General features: G+C 58.1%; 17 protein-coding genes. 3 read left to right on the forward strand and 14 right to left on the reverse strand.

The features are described 5' to 3' along the window. Window positions 1–25: 25 nt before the first annotated feature. From ET418_RS11060 to rplU, 3 genes are all read right to left on the reverse strand, one after another. Window positions 26–2152 carry a methyl-accepting chemotaxis protein gene (locus ET418_RS11060; protein WP_188055486.1) on the reverse strand — a complete coding sequence of 709 codons (2127 nt, stop codon included), beginning with the start codon at window positions 2150–2152 and terminating at the stop codon, window positions 26–28. Between the two features lie 208 nt (window positions 2153–2360). Next, window positions 2361–2615 carry a 50S ribosomal protein L27 gene (gene rpmA, locus ET418_RS11065; protein ID WP_149307681.1) on the reverse strand — a complete coding sequence of 85 codons (255 nt, stop codon included), beginning with the start codon at window positions 2613–2615 and terminating at the stop codon, window positions 2361–2363. A gap of 40 nt (window positions 2616–2655) precedes the next feature. Further along, on the reverse strand, window positions 2656–2964 hold the full coding sequence (gene rplU, locus ET418_RS11070; protein WP_149307682.1) for a 50S ribosomal protein L21: 309 nt from the start codon (window positions 2962–2964) through the stop codon (window positions 2656–2658). A 291-nt stretch (window positions 2965–3255) separates the two neighbouring features. Between rplU and ET418_RS11075 the strand changes: the two genes are divergently transcribed. The 3 genes from ET418_RS11075 (at window position 3256) to ET418_RS11085 (ending at window position 6306) form a co-directional block, all read left to right on the forward strand. Continuing rightward, complete coding sequence (locus ET418_RS11075; RefSeq protein ID WP_149307683.1) at window positions 3256–4104, forward strand: hypothetical protein; 849 nt, start codon at window positions 3256–3258, stop codon at window positions 4102–4104. A gap of 81 nt (window positions 4105–4185) precedes the next feature. Continuing rightward, window positions 4186–5448: a hypothetical protein gene (locus ET418_RS11080; RefSeq protein WP_149307684.1), complete on the forward strand. Its 1263-nt coding sequence runs from the start codon at window positions 4186–4188 to the stop codon at window positions 5446–5448. A 111-nt stretch (window positions 5449–5559) separates the two neighbouring features. Then, window positions 5560–6306, forward strand: a complete 747-nt coding sequence (locus ET418_RS11085) for a glycosyltransferase family 2 protein (protein ID WP_149307685.1) — start codon at window positions 5560–5562, stop codon at window positions 6304–6306. 17 nt (window positions 6307–6323) lie between these two features. Here the strand turns inward: ET418_RS11085 and ET418_RS11090 are convergent, their stop codons facing one another. From ET418_RS11090 to ET418_RS11140, 11 genes are all read right to left on the reverse strand, one after another. Then, window positions 6324–8258 (reverse strand): tetratricopeptide repeat protein, encoded by a 1935-nt coding sequence (locus ET418_RS11090; protein ID WP_149307686.1) that lies wholly within the window; start codon window positions 8256–8258, stop codon window positions 6324–6326. A 36-nt stretch (window positions 8259–8294) separates the two neighbouring features. Continuing rightward, a complete protein-coding gene (locus ET418_RS11095; protein WP_149307687.1) occupies window positions 8295–8603 on the reverse strand; it encodes a hypothetical protein in 309 nt (102 codons plus the stop codon). Window positions 8604–8694: 91 nt separating this feature from the next. After that, a complete protein-coding gene (locus tag ET418_RS11100; RefSeq protein ID WP_149307688.1) occupies window positions 8695–10788 on the reverse strand; it encodes a fused MFS/spermidine synthase in 2094 nt (697 codons plus the stop codon). Between the two features lie 207 nt (window positions 10789–10995). Further along, a complete protein-coding gene (locus tag ET418_RS11105; protein WP_149307689.1) occupies window positions 10996–15732 on the reverse strand; it encodes a PKD domain-containing protein in 4737 nt (1578 codons plus the stop codon). Window positions 15733–15757: 25 nt separating this feature from the next. Further along, window positions 15758–16540, reverse strand: coding sequence for a cytochrome C (locus ET418_RS11110; protein ID WP_149307690.1), 783 nt, complete (start codon window positions 16538–16540; stop codon window positions 15758–15760). Between the two features lie 674 nt (window positions 16541–17214). Further along, window positions 17215–18978 carry a cytochrome c3 family protein gene (locus ET418_RS11115; RefSeq protein WP_188055488.1) on the reverse strand — a complete coding sequence of 588 codons (1764 nt, stop codon included), beginning with the start codon at window positions 18976–18978 and terminating at the stop codon, window positions 17215–17217. Between the two features lie 42 nt (window positions 18979–19020). Then, window positions 19021–20154, reverse strand: coding sequence for an NHL repeat-containing protein (locus ET418_RS11120; RefSeq protein WP_149307692.1), 1134 nt, complete (start codon window positions 20152–20154; stop codon window positions 19021–19023). 1 nt (window position 20155) lies between these two features. After that, entirely contained in the window at window positions 20156–22129 is a 1974-nt protein-coding gene (locus tag ET418_RS11125) for a hypothetical protein (RefSeq protein WP_149307693.1), read from the reverse strand. A gap of 40 nt (window positions 22130–22169) precedes the next feature. Beyond that, on the reverse strand, window positions 22170–22742 hold the full coding sequence (locus tag ET418_RS11130; RefSeq protein ID WP_149307694.1) for a cytochrome c3 family protein: 573 nt from the start codon (window positions 22740–22742) through the stop codon (window positions 22170–22172). A 63-nt stretch (window positions 22743–22805) separates the two neighbouring features. Next, a complete protein-coding gene (locus tag ET418_RS11135; RefSeq protein ID WP_149307695.1) occupies window positions 22806–23957 on the reverse strand; it encodes an NHL repeat-containing protein in 1152 nt (383 codons plus the stop codon). A gap of 138 nt (window positions 23958–24095) precedes the next feature. Continuing rightward, window positions 24096–26156, reverse strand: a complete 2061-nt coding sequence (locus ET418_RS11140; protein ID WP_149307696.1) for a beta strand repeat-containing protein — start codon at window positions 26154–26156, stop codon at window positions 24096–24098. Between the last annotated feature and the right edge of the window lie 19 nt (window positions 26157–26175).

Genomic DNA, 26175 nt, shown 5'->3' on the forward strand with positions numbered 1-26175 from the left:
CAGCCGGCCCGAACCGACAGCCGGATCACGGCCTCGTTGCTTTCCTGTCCAGCTTGATGACCGATTCGCACGGCGACAGGTAGCCGATGCGGATGCCTCCCCAATGCCTGCCGCCGATCAGGAGCGGCCGCGACATGTCGTTGAGGATCTCGCCCGTATCGCGGCGGTAGGTTTGGAGCAGGAAACCATCGGTGTTCTGGGCGCAGCGGATGCCGGTACGGTCGTTGAAGATCCGCTTGGTGCGGTTATTGCTTTTATCCGTCTCCGGGTCTCCGGTCAAAGGCTTCGTGTAACGCAGGTTGTGGCACGGGCAATACCCGTTATTGTCCACGCAGATGGCGTAAAAGAGCTTGCTGTCCTTGCCGACCGCTTTCTCCTGGAAGGAGGATATCACGCGGTCGAAAAAGGCATCGAATTTGGTCGTGTATTTTTGGGGGTTGGTATTGGGGACCGGGACATAGTTTCTGTCGAACAGCGCCTCCAGCGTGATCGTCCGGTCGCGCAACGCCGTCTCGATTGCAGCCAGCACCTGCCCTTCCATCTCGCGGACATGGGATTTGACGGTATCGTGATAGTTGCCGACCGAGAATTTGCCCACCGTCCCGTAGATCTGCTCTACCAGATCCGAGAAGGTCCCAAAGGCCTCGTTGGTCGCCTGGGTCAATTCAAACGTTTCGTTCGCCGTGGCGGAAACGCTCTGGATATTTTCCGAGATCTCCTGGGTGGTGGCGCTCTGCTGCTCGGAAGCGGTGGCGATCTGTTCGATCATGGTGCGCGATTCGACGGCATGGCTCTTGATGTTCTCAAGACGCTGCCGCGCCTCTTCAGCCCTGGTGAGACCGGTCTGGACGAGGCCTGTTTCAGTAACGATCATGGCGGCGGCCTTCCGGCTGGCTTGCTGGATATTGGCCACAATCCGTTCGATCTCCCGGGTGGACCGGGTAGTCTTCTCGGCCAGCCCCTTGACCTCGCTGGCCACCACGGCAAACCCCTTCCCGGCATCGCCGGCGCGGGCGGCCTCGATGGAGGCGTTCAACGCCAGCAGGTTGGTCTGGTCGGCGATATCCTCGATCAGCACCACCATCTCCCCGATACTTGCCGATGATGCCTCCAACTGGCGGATGGTCTCCAACGTGCTGTTCACGCTCTCGCTGATCTGGCGCATGCAATTCCAGGTTTCCTCCACTACCACCATGCCGTCGCTCGCGGCCACATCGACATCCGACGAGAGCGTTGCCGCCCGGTGGGTGTTGCCGGCCACGTCGTTGATGGTCATGGTCATCTCTTCCGATGCCACCGCCACCGCCGAAGCCTGCTCTTTCTGATCCTGGCTCATCCTCAGGGTGCGGTCCGTGCCGAAGGAGAGCTCGCAGACGCCGCTGCCGATCATGCAGGCCTGCTGGTACAGGAGCGAGATGGTTTCGCGAATCTTCGTCGTCAGCCGGTTGACCTCCGTACCCAGGTTCCCCAGTTCATCGTCGGAACGGACGCGCAGGACCTGGGTCAGATCTCCCTCGCCACTGGCCATTTCGGCCAGCTGCTCGTGCAACTCCCTGACCTGGAGCACCAGCGTCCGGCTAAAAAAGAGGTACAGGGCCGCGAGGATCGCAAAGAAGAAGCAGAAACCGACCACCGACAGCACGATTGTCAGCCGGAAGGCGCTTGCATACCCCTCTTCCAGGGAGGTGGTCAGCATCAATCCCCCCCGATACCGGGCGGTGGCATCGTGGCAGCTATGGCAGCGCTGCTCGTTCTCCAGGGGCAGCGCCAGGGTCAAAAGATGCCGGCCATCTTTCGTATCCAGACGTTCAACGTTCTTGCCCGCTTTTAAGGCCGCGCGAACCTCCTCGCTTGGCGCACCGTTGCCGCCCCACTCCTTGCCATCGCCGTTGAACAGCCGAATCTCCTGAATTCCACCCTTGGCTTTGATGTCCTTGACGTACGTATCGAAATTCTTCATATCGCCGATGGTCATCAGGTTGAGCAGGTCATGGCTCACCGTTGCCGCAATCTGGCGGGCATTATGTTTTTCCAGGTCCATGGTGGCACTGTATTCAAGGTAGATCGAAAGAACGCCCAGGCCGGCAAAACCGATACAGAGTATGCCGCCGATCATGGTCAGGATCTTGCGCGTCAATTTTGATGTGAACATGGGAGCCTCTGGAATCAGGAAGGTATTTTATAACATTTAGAGCGGATGATTAATAGCTAACTAGCTTGTTATACTAAATTTTTGCAGTATACAGCAAAATAACAGCGAGTGCAAACAATATATTTAAACGTTGTTCTGTTATTTACTTTGGCCACAAAAAAACCCGGAAGGCTTATCTTCCGGGTTTTGGGGACCGATTTAACGTCGATTAGTTGGGATATACAGAAACCTTTTTCCGGTCTTTACCCATACGCTCGAAGGTCACGATGCCGTCGATCAGAGCGAACAGCGTATAATCCTTACCGCAGCCGACATTGTTGCCGGGGTGGATCTGGGTGCCGTGCTGACGATAGATGATATTACCGGCTGTAACGGATTCGCCGCCGAACTTTTTGCAACCAAGCCTCTGGCCGTCCGAATCCCTGCCGTTGCGTGAACTGCCTACACCTTTCTTATGTGCCATTTCCGTGTCTCCTGGGAAAAATATCGAAAAATATCGTGTATTATGCGCTGATTTTTTCTATCTTGAGGACCGTACGCTCCTGGCGGTGGCCGCGAAGCTTCCGGGAATCCTTACGGCGTTTGGACTTGAACACGAGAATCTTCTTGTCCTTGCCCTGAGCCGCTATCTTGGCGGTTACCGTGGCGCCGGCAACCAGCGGAGCACCAATGGCAACCTTTTCGCCGCCGACCATGAGAACCTCAGCAAATTCAATGCTATCGCCGATGTTGCCATCAAGTTTTTCAACCTTGAGGAACTCACCTTCACTTACCTTATACTGCTTGCCGCCTGTCTTGATAACTGCGTACATATGTGGTCTCCATCTAATTCAATTTTGCAGAGTTTTGGACTATAGGAAAACTTGCTCTACAAGTCAAGTGTTTTTTATATTTTTTCGTTCCCTCCGTTGCCCGCTACCAGCCACCGACTGTGGTGCCGCAAATCGAGGCCGCCCCAAGGGACAATTTCAGCAAAATACCCGCTACTATGGAAACTTACAGCTTTTCAAACCAGGCAAAATAGTGTAACAATATGGACAGATCGCTTGGGGCAAAGGGACAAACCCCCAGCAGAATCCATTAATTAAACAGGAGTGCAAAAAATGAATGTTTGCAGAAACTCGCTTGCCATCGGATGCTCCCTCGCACTTGCCATGCTCCTTCAGGCCGGTTGCGCTACCCAGCAGAAAGCGGCAGTACCGACGGCACAACCGACCGGCTCCGCCGAGCAGGCCGCGCCTCAAATACTTACCGGGAAGGTATTCGAAACCATGAACAGCGGTGGCTATACCTACATCGGACTGGACAGCGACGGCAAAAAGACCTGGGTGGCGGTCCCCCCCATGAAAGTTGAAGTCGGGCAGGAAGTAAAGCTCAGACCCGGCATGCAGATGGGCAAATTCACCAGCAACACCCTCAAGCGGACCTTTGACAACATCATCTTCTCTTCCGGGCCGGTCATGGATGCAGCACAACCAATGGAAGGCCTTCCCAAGGTTGACCCGAACGCCAAACTGCCCGAAGGGCATCCTCAAATAGGGCAAAACGCACAACTACCCCATGACCACCCCTCGACGAGCCAGAAATACCTGCTGGAAAAAGGCTCTGCGCCCAACACGGGAGAAAAAACCGCAATGACCCCGGAGCAGCAGGCCAAGGTTGATGCCATAGCCCAATCCATGCCGGCGGGTCACAAGTCGATGGCAGGGGGTACGGAGATGAGCGGCACGATCTCCGGCACGGTTGTCGAAACCATGGACGGCGGCGGATATACCTATGTCAACATCGAAAATGCCGGCAAAAAGACCTGGGTTGCATTTCCGGTCACGACCGTTACTGTGGGCCAAAACATGGAACTGGCCTCCGGCATGGAGATGAAGAACTTCACCAGCAAGAGCCTCAACCGGACCTTTGACAGCGTTATCTTCTCAGCAGGCCCTGTAGCCAAGTAAACCATTTCAGGCGATGGGCGCTCCATGTTGAACAGGGTGTCGCCCATCGCCTGAAAGCCGTAAAAGAGGACAATACTCAATATGCGTTGTATGCACCTCATTGCTGTCAGCCTATTCTTGCTTTTGGTCGCCGGTTGCGGGAATCTGACCAAGCCGATGGATTTTTACTTTACGACGCAGACAAATGTCGCCCAAAGTGCAACCATCACTTCAAACACCATTACCATCCTCGGCAATCAGTTTGAAGCCGACATCTCCATCGTCAATGGCCAATACTCAATCGACGGGGGGGCTTATACCAGCGTCCCCGGCAAAATCAAGCTGAACCAGACACTGACCATCCAGCATACCTCCGCATCCGACATAAGCACCGCCACCACCACGACCGTTACCGTGGGCGGCTACACGACCACATTCACCTCCATCACTTCGTCGGCACTCGTGTTCGCGACCCAGAGTTCCGTTTTTCTCAAGACGCTGATCGAGTCTAACTCCCTCAAGCTTCCCGCATCTCTTTCCGCCTCTTCCGCCATCAGCATCAGCAACGGAGAATATGCGATCTCTACCGACGGGGGGACCACGTGGTCCTCATACACCAGCGCCGCCGGCACCGTTGAACCCGGGCAAAGATTGAAGGTGCGGCAGACATCATCCGCAGCCACAAATACCGACGTTGTTACGACAGTAACCGTAAGCGGCCTTTCCCCCATTACCTTTACCACCCACACAGGCACGACATTCAGCTTTACGACGCAGAATGATGTGGACCTCAGCACCCAACTGGTATCGGACAGCTTCACGCTTCCCAGTTATCTTGCCGCCTCTACGGCCATCAGCATCGTCAACGGCGAATATGCGACCTCTCCCGATGGCGGCACCACCTGGACCGAGTACGCAAGCGCCGCCAGCACCGTCGATCCCGGCCAGTTATTACGGGTCCGGCAGACGTCCTCCGCAGCGGAGGCGACCTCTACCCTTACAACGGTAACAGTGGGCAGCACGCCCATCACCTTTACCACCGTGACCAAGAGTATCCCGAAAGATTCCAGCGGCAAGATTTTGGTACTCACTTTCCAGCCGAGTCCATCCTTGAATCCGCCCAATACCTACTTTGGCATTTCCGCCACCATCAAGAACACCGATACGGTCAGTGCGACCGTAACCGTGAACTGGAAGGCGACCACCAGCACCGGCGCGGTTGTAGCCAGCGACTCCTTTACCACCGGCGTTATCCTTGCCGGCCAAACCGTCACCAACACATATGTCACCTCCCAAAGCCCATTGCTGACAACCACCTATGACAGTATTGCAACGTGGAGTGTTGTTTCAGTCGTGAGGAATTAACAGGGGAGCAGAGGACATCTTGAAGAGCAGGTGAAGAACGCACAAAGACAGGAGAATGACTCTTCTGTCTTTGTTTTTTCAACCCAGAGAAGGGACAACGGGAAACCGAGCATGCTGAACGGCAACAGAATAGCGGTGGTCCTCCCCGCCTACAACGCCACCAAAACCCTGGAGAGGACCTATCGGGAGATTCCGCTCGACATTGTCGACGAGGTAATCCTTGTCGACGACGCCAGCCGGGACGAGACCCCCGAGGTGGCGCGCCGGCTCGGCATCAGGACCATCGTGCACGAACGCAACACCGGCTACGGCGGCAACCAGAAAACCTGCTATCGTACGGCGCTGGAGCGGGGAGCCGATATTATCGTCATGCTGCACCCCGACTATCAGTACACGCCCCGGCTGATACCCGCCATGGCGTCCATGATCGCCTACGGAGAATTCGACGTCGTGCTTGCGTCGCGCATCCTCGGCACCGGCGCCCTCAAAGGGGGCATGCCCCTCTACAAGTATGTCTCGAACCGCTTCCTGACCCTTGTGGAAAACATCCTGCTCGGCCAGAAGCTTTCCGAATATCATACCGGCTACCGGGCCTTTTCCCGTAGTGTTCTCGAAAATCTTCCCCTGGAGAGCAATTCCGACGACTTTGTCTTCGACAACCAGATGCTGGCCCAGGTTGTCCGTTTCGGCTACCGGATCGGTGAAGTGAGCTGTCCCACCAAATATTTCACCGATGCGTCATCCATCAATTTTCGCCGGAGCGTCGTGTACGGCTGCGGTGTCCTGAAGACCGCACTCCTGTTCCGTCTGCAAGCCTGGGGCATATTTCGTTCATGCCTGTTTCGGCACAGGTGGTAACGCAGGCGACACACCGCCTACCTGCCGCCCCGTATCCGCTGATAGTTCTGCCGCATTTCCTGGTTATCGGGATTCAGATCAAGAGCTTTTCGAAGAAGATATTCCGCTGACTTCACATCGCCGCGTCGATACGCCATAAAGGCCAATTCATTCAATGCCGTCAGGTTTGCCGGGTATTCCCGGTTTAAACGCATGAACGTCCGCTCCGCCTCCCTCCAAAGCCGCATCCTGATCTGAAGCATTCCGATTCGTTCCAGAGCCTGGTCCTGTTTCCAACCGAAAGAAAGCATCCGCTGCAAGTTTTCGAGCCGGGGGGGAGCCGCGCCGACCCTCTCCAGGAAGGCATCCAGAATCAGACAATCATCCACCCGGCCGGGGAATTGCGGAAGCGCACGGCTGGTGAGATCGACCGGCGGGGGGAGGTTTGGAACATCCGTACGCATCCAGAACGAGGCGGCATAGTCGTAATACACCAGCCGCCAGCGGGGGTCCATGGGAAGTACCGGCAGAAGCGCCTGGGCTTCCGAGGAAGTATGTTGCAGCAGGATGCCGGTGATACCGTAGCCCAGCACCATCTGCTGCCACAACAGGGGGTCCGCCGGGGCGCGCTGGATCCCGTCCAGAATGGTGCGCTCGTATATCTCCCAGCGGCCATCGGTCAAGGGCACCTGCTGCGGGTAGAAATGGTACAGGTAAAAACCGCCCAGGTTATTGGAGTTGAAGACCTGCCCGCGAAAGCCTGACTTACGTATGAATTGGGGCAGATCATGGGGGAAAAACGATGGCGTCGCCCCCAGGCCGAAACGGGAGGGGATCTCCATCCTGAGGTAATACTGTCCCGAGAGCGAAAACCAGACCATTGCCGCCATGGCAAGCAGCGCCGCCGACCGTATGATGACCGCAAGCCCCTCCCGAGGCCTGGCCGGTAGGACAAAACGCAGATGTTCGGCCACAAACGGAGCGGCAACCAGGGCGAAAAGCGCCATATTTCGCCGTCCGCTCAACGCCGCAACGCCCATGGCGGCCACGATGAGCACTCGTTGCGGGGCGCACCCCCGGCGCACCGCAGCGGCGATTGCCACACCACAGGCCGCAACGAGCAGAAACGCAAAGAACCAGAACGCCGGGGCCGACATGGCCGCCCGGCCCAAGGTCGGGGAGAGTTCGCCCACATTCTTGAGGGCGACGGCAGAGGACGTATCCGCCTCCCGGAACAGCAGCACGGCGTATTCCCAGCCGCGCACCCCGAAGGGGGTGGCCAGGGTAGCCGCCAGCAACAGTGCCGTCAGGCGCGTAAGCGGAGCCACATCGTTTTTTGCCCCCCGCAGCCTGTTCCAGACCGCAACAATCCAGTAACATCCCGCCATGAACGGCCCCAGCACGAACAGACCGTGGCAATTGGCCCAGATCACCTGGGCTACCCCCAACAACGCCACGTCGCCCGTTGTCCTGAAGCGTTCTTCCTGCAAGCGGAGATAGAACAGGCAGATCATCAGCAAGGTCACGATCTCCGGCCGCGGGAGGAACCGTTCGATGCAGGCCATTGCGGCGAAAAAGAGCAGGATCGAACCTGTGCCGGACGAGGTCCAGCGCAGGATGGCCCGGCGGCAGACGAATAAAGCCCCGCCCCAGACCGCCACCATGAGCAGTTGTACGCCGGCCATGCCGCCAAGGCGATGGGCGCCAGCCAGCACGGCCTGGAACAGCCAATGGCTGTCGTGGTACGGCCTGCCGAGCGCAGCCAGGGCAAAGCGGTCGCGATCCGGGACCGCCAGCCGGGCGAGGATGTCCTTGCCGATCACCAGGTGCCACCACACATCCAGGTCGTAGATCTGGTTTATCAAAAACGCAGCGACCGCCGCAACCGCCATACCGAGCAGCACGGCATCGAACAACCGGTTTTCAGTCAATTTTCCTGGCCCGGTGCTTGTCTTTTCCGTGGCAACATTCATTCAGGTAATCCTCGCTGAGAAATTCGGCACTTCATTTTATTCACTCTCCACGGAACTAGGCTGACCGGAAGTCCGGGGAGTCCTTCGCCTTTCCTGCACCTTTTCCTGCACCTTTTCCTGCCGCTTCTCCAATTTCTCCTGCCTCCGGGTTCCCGTGCGGAGTTCCTCGGTCTGCTCCGTGCTGCCGGGCGGCGTCTTTTTCTCCTGGTCCCCGGCTTTGTCATTGGCATCCCCGCTATACTCGATGACGATTTCCGTGTCCGTTTCATGGATGGTGCCATGTCCAGCCCAGACCGGTTGGGCACAACCAAGCATCAGGGACCAGATCGCAACTATCCTCTTCATGAGCGCACCTCTTTTCCTGCGTCGGCATCGCATGCCCAATCATTGCCCTTGCATGGACGCACCCGCAAAACCAGTTCAATAGCCTGAGCCATCACCTTTTCAGGATATGCCACAGGCTGGCAAAATCGTCTGTCCAGACAAGCGGGGCAGGATCGGTGCCGGAGCCGAAATCAGCGCGCGAACTCACTTCCGGGGTGTTGATAAAACGGATATCCGGGATAAGGACCACCCATAATGCCGCCTCTATCCCTGCCATATCGTTCTCGGGCGACCGGAAAACAACGGGCCAATAGCCGATCGACCTCCCCTGGGTGCGTACGGCCGGCAGCAAATCAAGAAACTTGTTCGAGATATGAACCGCCAGAAGGCCGTCCGGCTTCAGGTGACGACGATAGATGGCAAAGCACTCCTGCGTCAGCAAATGAATCGGAATCGCATCGCCGCTGAAGGCATCCACGACAAGCACGTCAAAACCCTGGGGATTGTTGTGCTGTAATTCCGCTTCAAGCGTGATGCGCGCATCGCCCGGAACGAACTCAACTCGCGCCGCGCTGTCTCGGCAATAGCTGAAAAACCGGTCTGCCAGGGTGATGACCGCCGGGTTGATTTCATAGAAGCGAAACAGGTCCCCCGACTGACCGTAGGCGGCCAACGTCCCTGCTCCAAGCCCGATAACCCCCACGCGGAGACTCCGTTGCCGAATATCGGGAGAAAAGCGACGGGGATGAAAACGGAGCGCCAGCCCAACGCCGCTCTCCGGGCCATAATAGGCGGTGGGGAGTCTCCTGAGCGCACCGATGCTGTATTGCCATCCGTGTTTGACACGGCCATGCAGGAGGAGCAGCCTTTTCCCGACCGTATCCGTGTCGGCATACACCTTAAGCGCCCCATAGAAGTTGCGGACACTGGTAACGGAACCATTTTGGGTCATAACCACATGATAGGCGAGAAAAACACAGAGCGCCAGCTGGGCCGTCACCAGCCCCCCCGGCACCCACCGAGATGTGCGGGTAAACACACCGTCCCGACGCCAGGCGACGATGAGCACGAAAAACGTGCCCGCCAGGGAAAGCGGATATTCCCAGAAATCGTTGAACGCCAGCGGGGCGACAAGGGCGACGAAACAGCCCCCCAACGCCCCCCCCAATGAAATGACCAGATAATAGGCCGTGAGATGCCGGGGGGCGGGCCGGGAGCGGGCCAATTCGCCGTGGCAGGACATGCAGCAGGTGAAAAGCGCCGCCAGATAGACGACGATCATTGTGGTGAGACTGTTGTTGTGCTGCGGAACGAGCTGATAGCACGCGGCGATGATGGCAGCCACCGTGAGCGTCCCCCAGACGAGCCGATTCGCGGCCTTTTCGCTGTTGAAGCAGAGAATGAAGGTTACCAGATAGAGCGCCAAAGGGATCACCCACAGGAACGGAACCACGGCAATGTCCTGGCACAGCATGTTGGTCGTGGCGAGGAGCATGGCCGAACCACAGGCCGACAGCGACAGCCAGAGCAGAAATGAGGCCATCGACGGGCGGACGGCCGACGGGGCGTCATGCGCCGCCGCACCTGCACCACTGTTTGAAACAGCTTCCGCGCCGCCTGCCGCTTGGACCTGCCCGATCTGCAGGGCGCACGAGGAGCAAAACAGGACAAAAACGCCGAAACCCCATCCCCATACGGATACCTGATGCGCGAGGGTCAGGTTCGGCTCTACCAGAAAGGGATAGCTGAGCAGCGCCAGCAGGGAGCCGAGATTGGACAGGGCGTAGAGGCGATACGGCGAACGTCCGGGGAACGAGCGTATGAACCAATGCTGCACCAGCGGAGCGGTCGCAGAAAGTAGCAGATATGGCGCCCCCACATTAGCCAGCAGGAGGAGCAGGATCTTCAGAGCCGGATTGTCGTCCGGCCGGAGCTTCCAATAATCGGGCGACGGCGCAATGGGAAGAAACATGAGGGCGCAGAGCAGCAGGGCCAGGTGGAGCCACCCCTGTTTCCAGCGGTCCAGCAGGGTAGCAACATGAGCATAGCCGTAGCCGGCCAGCAGCACGACCTGGAAAAACAGCATACAGGTGGTCCAGACCGCCGGGCCGCCGCCGTACCAAGGGAGGATATATCTGCCGATCAGCGGTTGCACCTGAAAGAGCAGAAACGAGCTGAGGAAAATGGTCAGGGCGTAAACGGGCATTATGCCACCTTATCTTTGGCCTAAAATTCGGATTTGCACAACAAGGGGTTCTTCCAAAGCACAACAAGGTTATATGATTGTATTTACATATACCAACAAAACCCGCCGGCAATCAATCCGCTTTGCGAAGGTACTAAAAAAAACCCCGCCTCTTGCGAGGCGGGGCACATAGTACGGCATTACATCGAAAAACTACATTTGTTCAACCTACGGACGTTCGGAGGCGTATACGCCACCTGTCCCTGTACTGCTGTTCCATTCGCCGCTCGTCCGGCTCCAACCGATCAGGTAGACCATGCTTTCGGTTGTGCCGGTGGCGAGTGTTGAAAGGCTGCTGTGTTTGAGGCCGTTTTTACCCGAAGGCTGGTCGGCAACATAGGCAGCAGTGCCCTTGCCATATACGCCATACAATGCACTTGCAGGCTTGGCGCTTTCTGCAAGAGCGGTTGCGCCGACCGACTGATTGCCCACGATACCATCATCAAGGAAGTCGATGGCGTCGTAGATCAGGCGGCGTGCGTAGCTGCGGGCATGGACATAGGCGCCCGGGTCACGCATGAGGACGTTCAGGTTGAAGGCAGCGCCCATCAGTCTGGCAGCCTGGACCTGGCTCAGAGCAGCACCACGGGTCCAGTCAATGACTTTAGCAGAGTTACCAGCAGCAGGCCCACCCAGGGTGTTGTCGTAGAAGTAGGGATAGGCTGAGCTGTAGCTGATGTGGTAGTTGGTGCTCAGGTTGATGAATGCCAGTTTCAGGCCATTCTGGAATACCTCGCTCTGCGGCTCGAGGAAGCTGGTTTTGTAAGCGCCGGGCAGCGTCAGATCGCTGGTCCCCTCGCTGGTGTGGCAGTTTACGCAGACCTGATTATAGGCAGCCTGGCTGATTTCCAGACTGTGGCCGGCAGCCGTGTCCCTGGTGTTCTTGGAACCGGCCTGACGGCCCTGCATGTGACAGGTCACGCACGGACCTTCCTGGTCGAGGTTACCCGCGACGAAGAAGGAGGGATTGTGGCCGTCGCCAAGCATGGCGCTGGTGCCCAGGTTGCGGTGCGTACTGGTAAGACCACCGGCAATGGCGCCGGAACCGGCAGGAAGCGGGTTCTTGCCGTCGCTGTTCGGCAGCAGCGATTTGGCCCAGGTGGTCGTGCTCCATTTTGCCGAACTGACGTTGTAGAAGGTGTTGTAGCTGGCGGTGCTCGGGGTGCTCAGACCGGTGAAGTTAATGAAACCGACCTGGGCGTACATGAGACCGGCTGCCGCCATGTAGTGGGAGTTCTGGAAGCCCATGTTGGCGAAGTTGGCGCCAGCCTGGCCGACAAGGGCTGCGATGTTACGGCCGGTTACGCGACCGCTGTGGCAGGAGCTGCAGAGGTTGGAATCGCCGGCATCGGGTGTTTTGAAGGCGATGCGGCTCTTCATCCCTGCGGAGCTGACGTTGTAGAACGTGGATACGCCGCTTACGCCGGTGTAACGGGCGAAGGTTGCGGACCCTTTAACGTCAGGCTGGTGGCAGGCGTTGCAGGCCAGCGGCGAGTTGAATTTCTGGGCGCCGTCACCCGCTCCTACGTTGTTCACGTTCACGAACTTGCTGGTGAAGAACTGCTCGAAGCCGTCCGCGGTGTGGCAACGGACGCAGTCGTTCTTCGGAATGTTGGCGGAGAAGTCCACAGATGAACCTGAGTTTCTCCAGTCGTGCCCGCCCGCGCCGAAGGTCGGAACCCAAGCCGCGCCGGATCTGCTGCCGTGGCCGGAATCAGCCCAGGCACCCAGCACAGTAGCATAGTCGTAGCTGTTGCCGGTATCGCCCTTGGTGTAAGCGGTGAAGGTCTGGGTCGTGGTTGCGCCGATGCCGTGGGGATCGAATTCGAAGTGGCAGTTGGCGCAGACGACAAGCCCTTTACCTTTGTAGCCTACGTAGCCGGCAGAGATGTTTTTGAAGGTTGCCGTTGTGGCATTGGCGAAGTGAACTACGCCGTCAAACTGTTTCGAGTAGTTGCCGTTGTGGCACCCGATGCATTGCAGGCCGGCATCGGTGTACATCTTCTGCATGGTGTTGTCGGCAGTGGTGCCGTCGGGATGAGCTGCCGCGCCGGTCGACAAGTGGCAGCCGGTGCAGGACGGGCCATGGCCATTGCTGGCGTGGCCGCTGGCCTGGTATTCCGGCAGGATGGTCTTGCCGGACAGCGGGTCGATCGTCTTGCTGTGGCATACGTTACAACCGCCGTCAACGCGGAAGTAGTTGTCCTGGGCAACCTGGGTAGCCGTCAACGGAGCTGCATAACGGCTGCTGGTCATGTTGTTGAACAGGGCGTTGGTGGCGGAACCATTGACGGTGCCGTCATCCAGGTAGTCGATGGTGTCGATGATAACTTTCCGGATGTAGGCCGGGTTGTGGACATAGGCAGCTTGGTCGTACACGGTGGCGAGCTGCCAGTTGTACCATGCGCCGTAGTTTTTCTGAGCGCGTGCTACGGTGCTGTCGATTGCGGTGCGGCCCAGTTTGCTCGGGATGAAGCCCATGTTAACATCAGCCCTTTCACCCCAAGCCATGTTGTTGATGGTGATCAGGTTGGTCAGGGTCTGCACCAGGGCGGCGTAATCGTCCTTGGCAGCCTTGACGTCGCCGAAGGAGGTGTTGGTGTGGCAGGTTACGCAGACCGTGGAGACGATCTTGCCGTTGGTGAAGTCAACCGCTTCCAGAGTATGGGAATTGGGTGACGTGTAGTGGCAGCCTACGCAGGGCCCCTGGGTGCCATCGCCAACAATGTTCCAGTGGCTTCTGGTCAGGCCGAGGGCGCTGTAGTTGCTGAATTCATAGGCGCCGCGCCCTTTGACCGTCTGGGCCGGGTTGGCTGCGTGTTGGTAGAGGTTAGTCTGAACAGTGGAATATCCATTCCATGCGTTGGTCCCGCCCACGCCGGCAAACACATTCGCAATGAGTGCGGCGTTGGCACGGCCACTGTGGCAGGTGATACACAGGTTGGAGTTCTGTTTGTCGCCGAAGTTTTCGTAGGTGGTTGCAACGGCGGTTGCCATATCCTGGTTGTAACCCTGGCCTTTGGAAGTGCCGGAGGTTACAGGACGCGGAACGTACTGGGCGACATAGCCTGTTGCATAGGTAGCGGAATCGCTACGCAGAGCGCCTTCAGTATTTTTGTGGCAGGCGATGCAAGCCAGAACGCCGTTGGGCTGTTTGCCGGGGCCGTCATTGAAGGCCAGGCGGGTCAAGCCAGTGGTTGCGTTGGCAAACTTCAAGAAGCCGTACGTGCTGTGGCAACGCTGGCAGTTGGCGCCGTTCTGCGGAGGAGTGGCTGTTTTACCGCTCCAGACGTAGTGCGACCAGGCATGCTGGCTGCCGTCTGCTTCATCAGTGTTCTTGCCGTGGCCGCTCGCGGCGTAGTCGGCGTTGATGGCGTTGTTGTGGCCGTGGCAATCGGAGCAGATCAGCCCCTGGGTGATGTACTGGGTTTTACCGGGTGCACCGCCGGCAGTGGGCGTGGCAACGCCGCCGCCGTGGGGAGCGCTCAGCACCGTGTAGGAAGTCGAGGTGTAGATACTGAAGTTGGCCCACGAACCGAGTACGGCGCGCAGGTCTTTGTGGCAGTTAAAGCAGGTGTCGCTCTTGCCGTCCGTCTCGGTGGCCACAAAGGCGTGGTCCTTGTGACAGGTGGCGCAACCGTTCAGGAATTCGGTTTTGCCGAGGGCGAAGTGGTTGGACGCCTTGTAGTTGCCGGAGTGGTCGCCCTGAGCGTAAGGAGAGCCGGCCGGATTGTGGCAGCTATCGCACAGGTTGGTGACAACACCGTTGATCGTCTGATCAAAGGTGGCACTGATGGCTGCACCGGGGTGCGAGCCGGTGTCGGCGCCTTTGTGGCAGGTGGCGCACAGGCCGGTTTTAAAGTCGTTGAAGGGGTTGGTTGCGTGCTTGGAAGCGCTCCAGGAGGTGTAAATTGCCTGGCTCTGGGCTGGGAAGAGCGCATTGTGGCAGTTTACGCACTGGTTCTGCACGGCAGCGGTTTTGGTCGTGGCGACCGTCACCGTGGTGTAGGCCAGGGCGGTGTCCGTACCGTTGCTGGCAGAGAGCTGGAACTTGTAGGTTCCGGCCGAGTAACCGGTGAATGTGGGTTTAGCAACCGGGGCCAGCGTTATTGCTTGTTTGCCTGGCTTGGCAATTACGCTCCAGGTGTATGCCAGGCTGCCAGTGGTGGCCGCGCTGGCGGAGCCGTCGAGGGTAATCGTCTGGTTAAGGCCAATGATGGTTTGGGCTATGCCGGCGTTGGCGGTTACCGACGTGAAAGTGCCGGTAACGGTCAGATCGGCGTTAACCGGGCTGATACTGACGGTAACGGCGTTCTTCGCGTCGGCGGCCGACACGACGACGTTAGTCGGCTGCGAGCCGGTCGAATACGACAGGGTCACGTTGCCGTAGGTGCCGTCGGCTTTTTTGTTGGGTGCGAATTTCAGAATCTTGGTGCCGCCATAGGGAACCTTGGTGTAAGGTCCGATGGTTGCACTGGAGGCGTCCACGGCGCTGACGACGCCGGCGGTCCCGCCGGCTCCACCGGCGGCAACAACGGCGTAGGCCTTGGTGCCGAGGGTGACCTGCAGGCTCTGGTTATTGTTCCCCGGATAGGAGTACGAACCAACCGTGAAGGTACTTCCGGCTGCGCTGGGAACTTTAACATACGCACCGTTCAAGTATACACGTTTGATTTCGAATCCAGCGGCAGGCGTTACCGTAACGGCAACGTCCTTGGCGTCTGCATAGGTGCTGAGGTAGGCGGTATTGATTTTCGCAAGCGCCGTCCCGTCAACGACCATGGCCCCAGCCGCCGAGTCGGTAGCAATGAGCTTTGTGGTCAGCCACCAGGCCGTCGAGGCATTTGCCATCGCCGGCACCATGGCCACCAACAAAGTCAAGATGATTATGCATCTTTTAAGCATCTAGCTTCTCCTTTCGCAGCGGTCGTTATTTAATGTGGCAGGACAGGCAGAGAGCAGAATCCTTCTGCGGGGCATAGACAAAGTAGTTGTACTGTTTGCCGTCATGCGCCACAGCGTTGACTGCGTTGTCCTTGTTGTGGACGTCATGGCAGGTGGCGCAGGTCATGATTGCCCCGTTGTAGAGGGTGTCCTGAATCGTTTTGTTGGTGGTGCCGCGGGTAATCGTGTTGTAGCTGTTGGTCGTGCTGACCGTTACGCCGGTGGCGAAATGGGAAGACGGATCGGCGATGTTGTTGCCGGTTGCGCCGTTGTCATCGGTACGTGCCTGGATGTAGCTGAAACCGACCGGATGGTCGTTGGTCAGGTCGCCGCCGGTACCGACAGCCCTCTGGGTGAAGCCGTCGCCGGAAATCGTGTAGGTGCCGCCGAACTGGTAGTGCTGGTCAACGGCGATAACGCCGTCATGACAGCTCATGCAGAGGCGCGAGGGGCCGGCAAGGGGATCGATGATGGCGCCGTTCAGGGTAGCGCTCTGATAGGGGCTGAAGGTCTGGTTGGTCAACTGGTGCGACCACAGGGGCAGATAGTCGGCTGAAGAATCTTCGAGAGCATGGTGAGGGGTGTGGCAGAAGGCGCATACCCGGTCCTGGTTATCAACCTGGGAGTTCCCGCCGTTTGCCGTTGCATAATAGTTCATGTCGTGCAGCGAACCGTTGACCCCCGACTGGGGCAGCAAGCCACCGAAGGCCGAGTTGACGCCGAGAGCTGCAATGGCGCCGATACACAGTACGGTCAAGATTTTCTTCATTCTTCTTTCTCCTTTTCGAAGGTTGAATTGTGCCCCCTGAGGGGCTGGTGCGTTGGAAATAATCTGGCTCTCTCCTTTCCGCCCGCCGGACGGGATTTCCCTCCCCGGCAAGACCATTTTCGCCCTTCCCCACAAGGACGGCGCTGATGGCACGGACATGATTTGCAATATGGGTGCCACACAAAAACAACCCTAGTTTTAGTGTCTTGGCGCACTTTCTTCCCCCCACGACACGGGCCGGGCCATGTGTATAACATCACGGTATCATATGAATATTGGCCAACGATTTTGAATATGGCGACAGCGGATCACGGGAAGACGACAGCGAGAGGTGTGATTGAATCAGGATGGCGGTTTGGCGTTTCCACGGATTGGCTCCGTTTTTTAACCGGTTACGCTCGCGGAGCCCCAAATGACGAATGGGCCCGGGAGAAACCCCCAGGCCCATCGTGTACTTTTTCAGCCAGTGACATCAACCCCGGCCGAAACGGCGCCGGGAGGCCTCTCTGCCCCCTTTCATGTGTTGTTGGCCTGTCCATGGCACTTCGGCAGTGGGGTGCCGAAGCATTGACGAGCCGGCCCAGCAATGGTTAAGGAAAGAGCCCGGTGAGGAATTCAGCAAGTTTCACGCCATGTATCCCGAAAACGGCCTTTGAGTCCACGAAACGCAACAATTAATAGCTATGGGTCTTGGCGTCCGGCGATCCGCTGGTGTGACAACTGACGGTGCAACTGCCGTGGCGTGCCGTGGTGGTGGTATAGGAAGGTGTGGGCGTCGATCCGGTAAAACGCAGGTCGAAGTTGATCAGATGGCTGTTGCCGGTTGCCGTCGCCCCCTTGCTGGATGAGACGCCGTGGGGATCGTGGCAGACGGAGCAGGGGACCTCTTTGCCGACATGGAGCGGGTCCTGTACGGAATCGGGATTGACGTGGGATTTGTGATTGGGGAATCCGGAGTTGGTGCTCAGGACATACGTGTCGTCGTGGCAACGGAAACAGAGGGCATAGTTGGCGGCGGAATAGGGGAGAGGATAGCTGTCCACCTCGTAGCGGGCGATCAGGATATGGGAGTAGCTCGACCCGTGGGGACCGTTCGGGCCGCTGTAACCCGCCTTGGTGCTCCGGTCGCTGTTATGGCAGTCGGAACAGTAGATCCTGATCATGTCGGTCTGGTACGTCCCCCTCAGGCTCGCACCCTGGCTGCGGCGGTTCTCCAGGACAGGGTGGAAGGAGGGGTTATTGACATTGAAGCTTAAGCGCTGGTCCGGTTCGGATATGACACGATTCGGCAGGGGGACGCTTACGGCGAACTGGGAGGCCTTGCTGCCGGAGTGGCATTTCAGGCAGACTTCGTATTCGTACTGTACTGCGGCGACCGTGGCGCCGTTCTTGTCTATGCCGTTCACCCCGGTCAACCTGCCGTCTATGGCGGGCGGGTTGGCAAGGGGCGCATTCTGGCTGTTGACCTGGTGGGAGTTGTGGCAATCCACGCACTCCACATGGTAGAAGGTGGCGGGCAGGGTTTCCGTTTCGTCATGGACGCCGGTGGTCGCCTCAACCGGATGTTTGTAGATCGTGGAGTCGAAAACGGATTTGACGTTGGACGAGGTGGTGCTGGTGGAGTTGTGGCAGGAGAGGTAGCAGTTGTCCTCCTCCCGGGCGCTTTTCAGGAGACGGACCGCGCCGGGGGCGTTGTGGACATAATGGCAGCTCATGCACCCCGTGGGCATCGTGGTGGTGTCGTTGTGGCTGGAGCGACTGGGGGTCGCCCACCCTTTTTTGACGTGGCAGGCGGTGCAGAGCGGGGAACCGGGCTGGCTGTTGTCGATGACGAGAAAATTCCCGTACTGGTTGTCGTGGGCATCGTGGCAGGCGGTGCACTGGAAATTCAGCACCCGGTCGATCCTGATCTCCGCTGGCAGGTTCACCGGGCTCTTCAGTTCGCCGTTTTGCTGGGCAAGGCTGTCGGTATAGGCGAACGATATGGGGTGATCGTCGGACAGGTCCGTCGTCAGGTTGGAATTCCTGGTCGGGTCGGCATCGGACGGCATTTTCTGGGACAGGCTGGTGTCCAGTTTGCCGGCATATTGGCCAAGGGCAATGGTGCCGTCATGGCAGCTCAGGCAGAGCCGCGATGAGCCGGTCGGCTTGTCCGGCCTGGGCTGGGCCTTGAGGGACGAGGAGTCATACGGTTTGTATTGCGCCTGGGGCGGCAATTCACGGCTCCAGAGCGGCTCCGCCGTCAACGCGTGGTGGGGGGTGTGGCAGAAGATGCAGATCCGGTCTTCCTCGGTGGATTTGATGCCGTGCTTGCCGCTCCCGCCGCTGGTGGAAAGGTTGTGGGGCGAGTTCACCACGCTTCCCTTGCCGATGGCGTCGCTATTGCAGAAAACCAGGCAGAGGCATGTCACTATGCCCGCGGCAATGATACCCCTCAAACCGTCCCTCCGTTTTTCACCGTTATGCCGCATCGTAACCTCTCACTTCTCCCGAAACCGCTCTTTTGAGGAGTACGGGTCACCCTCGACCTCCACATCGTCCTGATCCGAAAAGCCGTCCTTTATGTAGCGGAAGATTTGGACCCGCCTGTTATAGGTGTCGGCGACAAAGATGTAGTTGCGCCGGTCTATATAGATGCCGGACGGCATCCAGAATTCCCCCTTGCGGGTGCCGGTGTCCCCGAACACGAGCAGCAGGCGGCCGGTGTCGTCGAAGACCTGGACCGCATCCATGAGCGCGTCGCAGACATAGATATGCCCTTCGCTATCCACCGCGATCCCCTTGGGCTTATTCAGGTCGCCCGCGCTGTCCCCGGCAGTGCCGAACTGGCTTACCAGATACCCCTCGGGGGAAAATATCTTGATCTTGTAATTCAAAGCATCGGTTACGTACACCTGCCCTTTGGCATCAACGGAGATGTCGGTCGGGTAATTGAGCAGCCCCGCTTCATTGCCGGGAGAGCCGATGCGCTGCCGTTCTGCGCCGCTCAAATCATAGACCACGATCTGGTGCTTCGACGTATCGGAGACATAGAGCAGCCCGTTTACCCGGTTATAGGCAATGCCGGTCGGCCGGCCCAACTTTTTCGTCGTGAAAGGCTTCAGCACCTTGTTGGCAATGTCGTACACGAAAACCTGCCGGACCACGGAGTCGGTTATGTACAGGTGGCCGCCATCATCCTCCGTGACGCCGATGGGCGAACGCAACGGCGAATCGTCCTGGTCCCCGATGATCGTATAGAGCCCTGCGCCGATGTCGATGGCATGGACGGTCGCCGAACCGACATCCACGACGAATAGCCGCTCCTTGTCGTCGAAAAATATCCCGTACGGCCTGACGATGCTCCGCGTATCCTCGCCGGCCACCAACTCCCAAACCCTTTTCCAGAAACTTTTTGTAATACCTGCCTCATGGTAGTTGGCAATGCTCTTCACCCACTGGACCCTCGGGCCGTACGCCTTTTGCGGCCACTGCAAGGGGTTGGGGGGAAGTTCGCTATAGAGCGTTCCGTGCGTGGCGCAGGCTGACATGATGCAGACGAGCGCGGCGGCGCAACAAGCCGCCCCCACGAAACGGCCGAGAGACGACCATGGCAGATCCCGATGTTTCCGCATATCAGAAAAACCTCGTCAGTTCAAAGCGCACAATATCGTCACGCGTGGACATTGATCCCGTAATGTTCCAATTCACCTGGGACGTAAGGCTGAACAGCAATTTGTTGAAGCGCGCGCGCAGGGTCGTCTTGAAATAGATCAGGTCACGTTCCAAAGTGCCCCCGGTGCTTTTCAGGTAGTTGAGCGTTACTCCCAGCATGGCCACCCGAAAAAGCGGTTGCTGGTATGTCGCTCCCGTGTCGATAATATTCTCCGCATAGGCTGCGCTATGGCTGCTCGCCGTGGTCACCGCGTCATGCATGACATAGCGGTCCCGGGCGTACAATCCCAACGTCAAAGTCTGGAAACGATGGTTGTAACGCCAGGTGCCCTCCACATAGGAGTACGTGATATTGCTCTGCTCCGTACTGTCGTATTCAAGGCTGAAGGTGTTGTCGCCCCGGTCGGTTTCAAGACGGACAACCGCGGTGCGCTGGTTGGCAAGCGAAGCTGAATCGGCATTCCCCGACAAAAGCTGCTGGTCCACGGTAAAAAGGCTCCCGGACAGGCGGTAGCGATTGGAAAACAGGGAGAGGCTGCTGAAGATATTCTGGTTGGTGGTGGCGTATTTCACGTTCGGATTGAGCAGGACGTCGTATGATATCAATACGGTGTCGCCGGGGCGGATCTGGCTGCCGGGGGTTATGGTGACCCGGCCCAGGGTGTCGACCGTGTAATCCGCCAAGGGGCCTTCGTTGTAAGGTAGGGTGTGAAACGGGCTGCTGATCGATGCGCTCCGGATGCTGATGGAGAGCGGGTCTACCGCGCCGCTCGTATTCAGGGAGATGATCTCGCCGTACAGCGCTACTGTGTGGCTTTCGTCACGGACCGTACTCAACGACTCCGTGCCTTTACGGTCCGTAATGCCGTACTCCCTGCTGTAGCCGATCCGCATGGTGCTTGTTTTCGGCAATATTTTGGAGTACGTGAAGCCAAAGGAACCGGCGTAAACATTTTCCTGGCCGGTGGCAAAGTCGCTCTGCCTGAAACGGGCAAACAAACGGGTCTCCAGGCTCTGGAACAGCCGATGCGTCACCGCAATATTCCCGGTATTGGATTTGTCGATCTGCGAGCTCCCCCGGGAATTCAGGGTTTTTGAGCTGGAATTCCAATAGGTCATGTCGATTTTCAGCGCCTTGCCGGGAACAAGGTGCAGGCTTTCCGTCCAGTCGAACCGTCGGGACGGGATTCCTGCGGCACGGGATTCGGAAAACTGCAACGTTGACGCCAGGGAATGTTTCTGCCTCCCTCCAAAATTGATGGAGTTCATAAGCCCCACGTCATAGTTCTTGGATGTGTACTGCGGCGTCGAATCCTTGAAATCGGTCCGTTCGCTGTAATAGTTGGCGTTCAACTGGGTGGTGCTGGTATCCCGAAACTGATTGGCCACCTGAAGGTTGAGGCCATCCTGGGTATTTTTGCTGTCATGGGTCAAACCGCTGGTTTCGGTGCTGTTCTTCTCATAGCTAATGCTGGTTGTCAGAAAATTGTTGAGGAGGTTAAGCCTGACGCCGTTATTGTTCGTGTCAAGGTCATATCCCGGGGTGTATGCCTCATGTATGGTGCTCAATTCCCGCCGGCTGTGAAACGATATGGGGTAGGGGGACCTGTTCAACACAACCCCCGTGAGATTGTATTGATACTTTGATGTGCTGGCAGTCTTACTGGTGTTGCCGCTGTCGTTGAACTCACGCTGTTCGAGGCTGACATCCGAGCTGAAGGTACCGTTCAGCCAGTTACGGTCCAGGACACCGTAATCGATGTCGAAGTGGTATTTTTCCTCCAGCTGATGGGATGCGGTATAGGTGCCCTGGCTGTTCACGCTGCTCTGGCGCCCCCGGTAATCGTACGTCACGCCCAATGACTGCTGCAGATCCCCCAGGAGGAGCAAACCGCGCGGCTCCGCAAAAGCTTTGGAAAGCGGAAGCAGAATCATCACTATGCACAACGCTGCCACCCGCATCCGGTTGTCCATGTTACTTGAGGAAATACGGGGCGTTCCCCGAGTGCGGGTTATGGCAATTAATACAGATCATCCCCTTTGCCGCGACATTGTCATGCATACTTTTGGCTTGGCGCTTTTCCCGGTGACAGGTGACGCACACATCCTCCGCCTTGACCTTGAGCAATGGCCCATACGCGGAGGAGTGGGGCACGTGGCAGGCCAGGCAGTCGCCGACTGCAGCCGGACCATGGGTAAAAGCCCCTTTCGTCAGATCGGGATGGCACATGAAGCACAGTTCGTTGGGCGGACGGATCAGTCCTCCTTCCTTCGTCTTGTCATGGCAGTCGTTACAACGTTTCTGATCGTATGGCTCATGCCGGGAATCGCTGGTCGCCGAATTTTTTCTTTGCTGCGCCGCGGCCGCTTCGCGCTCTTCAGCCAGCTTCACTTCATGATATTCCTGGCAGAACTGTTGGGGCTCCGGCATGCTGGGGACGCCGTCGAAGATGGTCGAAACGACCTTGTGCCGGGCCAGGGGATCGCAGCCGGTCAGCATGCCTGCACAGCATATCGCTACAACAATATGGCATAACAATTTTCCCATCCAGCCCGATCCCCTGAATATGCGTAGTATGGTCTATTCCCCACTGCCGAAAACGAAAATCCGCTACTTGCTTTTGTCGGCTAAGGCGGGGGCGACCATCTCCGTCGTGTCGCCCTTCATCTTGCCCAAGCCATAGATTGCCAATTTTGCCGGGCCATACTGATTGATCACGTAGATAATCTGCTCCAGTTCGAAATCGGGCGCCGCAAACTTCTGGAAATAGGCCAGGTTATCTTTGCTGACCGCAATACCTGCCGGTAGATTCATGGACCCGACCGGCAGGCCGGGGTCGCCAAAAAACATAAGCAGGCGGCTCTTATTGTCGACAAAGCTGAACAGCTGGACGTTCTGGTGCCCGCCATCGGCCACGTAAATGAGCCCCGCATCATCGACAGCAACACCCTTGGGCCGGGTAAAGTCGCCGAAACCGTCTCCCAGCTTGCCGAATGAGCCGAGGATATGGCCGTCGAGGTCGAGCTTGATAACCTTGCCGTTGCCGGCATTGGTCACGTACATGAATCCGGCTTTGTCTATGGTGAAATTGACCGGCATCCTCAACCCCTTGCTGCTCCCCTCGTCCTTGCCGATGGTCGTGAGCAGACGGCCGGTCCGGCGGTCCAGCACTTTGATATCCCCCTGGAAGATATCCAGCAGGTACAGGCGGTTTTTGTAGGCAACGATGTCCACCGGCTTCGCTTTTTCAAGCTCTTTACCAAATGATTTCGAATAATTACCCATAGAATCATATACCAGCACTTCCTTGCGCATGGTATCGACTACATAGATATTTCCGTCGTCGTCAAGGGCGACATTGACCGGTTTTTTCAGTTTGCCGTCGCCATAGTTCCCCTTCAGGTAATCGAACTTTTTGTTGACCGGGTCGATGATGACCAACTGCCCGCCCGACGTATCGCACACATAGATTTTGCCTTTGGAGACGGCCACGCCGTAGGCCTTGCTGATCGATCGGATACTCTGTTCGCCTTCCTTGCCGGTGACCACGAGGGAAAATCCGCCCTGTTTTCCTTCCACATCGGTGGAATCGGCAATCGACGTCAAAAACTGCACCTTTGGTTTATTGGGGGGCGGCGGGAAAAACACCGTCCCCGGAGGAGCGGCCTTCCCGGCGCACCCCGCAAGGCAGAAGGCGAACGCCATGCCGAATAACGAAACTCCGATGCTCTTCCTCAATTTTGCAAACCGTATGATTTTCATGTTTCACTCCTTGTTCGTGGCTGCAATAGGGATACCGCAGATAATCGTGCTCATGGACGTTGCAACCGACGGCGCAACTCCGCCCGGAGCAGCGACGGAAGGACAACCGAAATTGTTGCCCTTCCGCGCTGCCGGACGCTACTGAATGCTGACACTCAGGATACGGACCGAAATGCCGGATATCGGGGCGGCTACCGTATCGGTAACGGCTGAGGAAGAGAGCGTAAAATCGCTTGCCGTCGGGGTGTTCCCTGATGCTATGTTGAATGTCACAGTTGCGAATTCTCCGGTCTGAATGCCACTGGTGTTGATCAGACTAAGTGCCACTTGGCCGTTGACGGTGCCATTCGGGGTTAAAAAGGAGCTGCCTCCGACTCCGGAGACCACTGTGCTGGAATAGGTGAGTCCTTTATTAGTCGAATAAGTCACGGTGGCATCGATGCCACCGATGGTCGTACCGCTCGGGAGCGTCCCGGTGGTGGCCAGTTTGACGGTCGCAATGGTCGGTTGCGCCGGCGGCGTGGTGAAACTCACCGTCGACGTCCCTGTTTTGGGGCCGGCAACCGTGGCGGTCACGGTCACTGACCCGACGGTGGTACTCGTCAGGGCGACCGAAGCCGTGCCGCTGACCGTGGTAGCCGAAGTGGCGCTGAGGGAGGCGGTACCGCTGGTGACGGCAAAGGTGACCGGAGTCCCGTCTGCGACCGCCCCACCGCCCGTTTTGGCGACCGTGGCGGTGATGGTGATCGGGGTGTTGTTGGCCGCAGCAGTGGTCGGCGAGGCGCTGAGCGTGACGCTGGCCGGGGCATTGGGGTCTGTCTGGAATTCGACGTTGGTGGCGCCGGTGACCTTGCCGCCGGTTGACGTGGCAGCGCTGGCGCTGACGGTTACCGAACCGACGGTGGTGCTGGTCAGGGTGACCGAGGCATTGCCGTTACTGTCCGTGGTGCCCGTGGTAGCGCTCAGGGTCGCCGTACCTGCGGCAACGGCAAAGGTGACTGTCGTACCGGTCGGTACCGGCCCGGTGCCGACCCGGGTGACCTTGGCCGTCAGGGTGATCGAGTCGATCCCGTTGGCGGTGGCTGCGACCTTGCTTGCGGTGAGCGAAACCGAGGCCGGGTCGTTGGGGTCCTGGACAAAGGCGACATTGGTCGAGGTGGTCAGGTCGGTGCTGCTCGTGGCTGCGACGCTGGCCGTAATGACCACCGCCGATTGGATGGTGCCGCTCTTGACGGTGATGGTCGCCTTGCCGGTACTGTCCGTGGTGCCCTGGGCGCTGGAAAGAGTAGCGGTACCGCTGCGGACGGCGAATTTGACGGCAGTGTTCGGCACCACCACACCACCGAACTTGGTCACCGTTGCCGTAAGGGTGATGGTATCGGTGTTATTGGCCACCACCGAGGTCGGCGAAGCGGCCAGGGTTATGTTCAGCGGGGTGTCGACGATTCCCGATTGCAGATTGGCATTGGTCCTGACCTCCGAGATGGCGGTGGCGTACACGCCGCTCTTGAAGGTGGTATCCAGGGTTGCGGTCGTGGGGTCGGAACCTGTGATGGCATTCTGCATCTGGGTGATGACGCTCTCCAGCGTCGCGCCGGACTGGTCCTTAAGCAACTGGGAAACCGTCGCCAGGGCAAGGCCGTAACTTATCTGGGAGGGCGAGGAACTTGCCGCACCGCCGCCGCTCAGCACATTTGCCGGAAGGGTCTTGATGACGTCGGTGCCCGACAGATAGACATTGCTGACCAAGGCATCGGCCTTGGCTATATCCGCCTTTCTCAGGCTGGCGGCCTTACGATAGGCCACCTCGGTAAACGGCGTAATGGCCAGGTTGATCGGGCCGGAACCGGTCACGACCGTGGCTGCGTGCAGCTTTTGTGTCCCCAGCGTTTTGGCGGTGTTCGTCGCCTCGTCGGTGTACGTGGCTGTCGAGCCGGACATGGTCGCGAATATGGCCCCGGTATAGGCCCCAAGATCCGCGGAAAAGGCCCCGCTCGAAGCGGTGGTCCCCGTGGCGAGTTGTTTGTCGATGCGGCCTGAGGTAGTCACGGAAAAGATCGCAACATGGGCCCCGTTGATCGGCCCTTTGGATGCCATACCGCTGACGGATGTTGTTGATGCGCCGAAATCACCGCTTCCGCAGCCGAACAGGCCAAGCGACAGCGTGGCCAGCAAAATCCCGAGTAACCATTTCTTCATTACGTATCTCCTTAATGTG

Source organism: Oryzomonas rubra, assembly GCF_008369015.1.
Classification (GTDB): Bacteria; Desulfobacterota; Desulfuromonadia; order Geobacterales; family Pseudopelobacteraceae; genus Oryzomonas; species Oryzomonas japonica.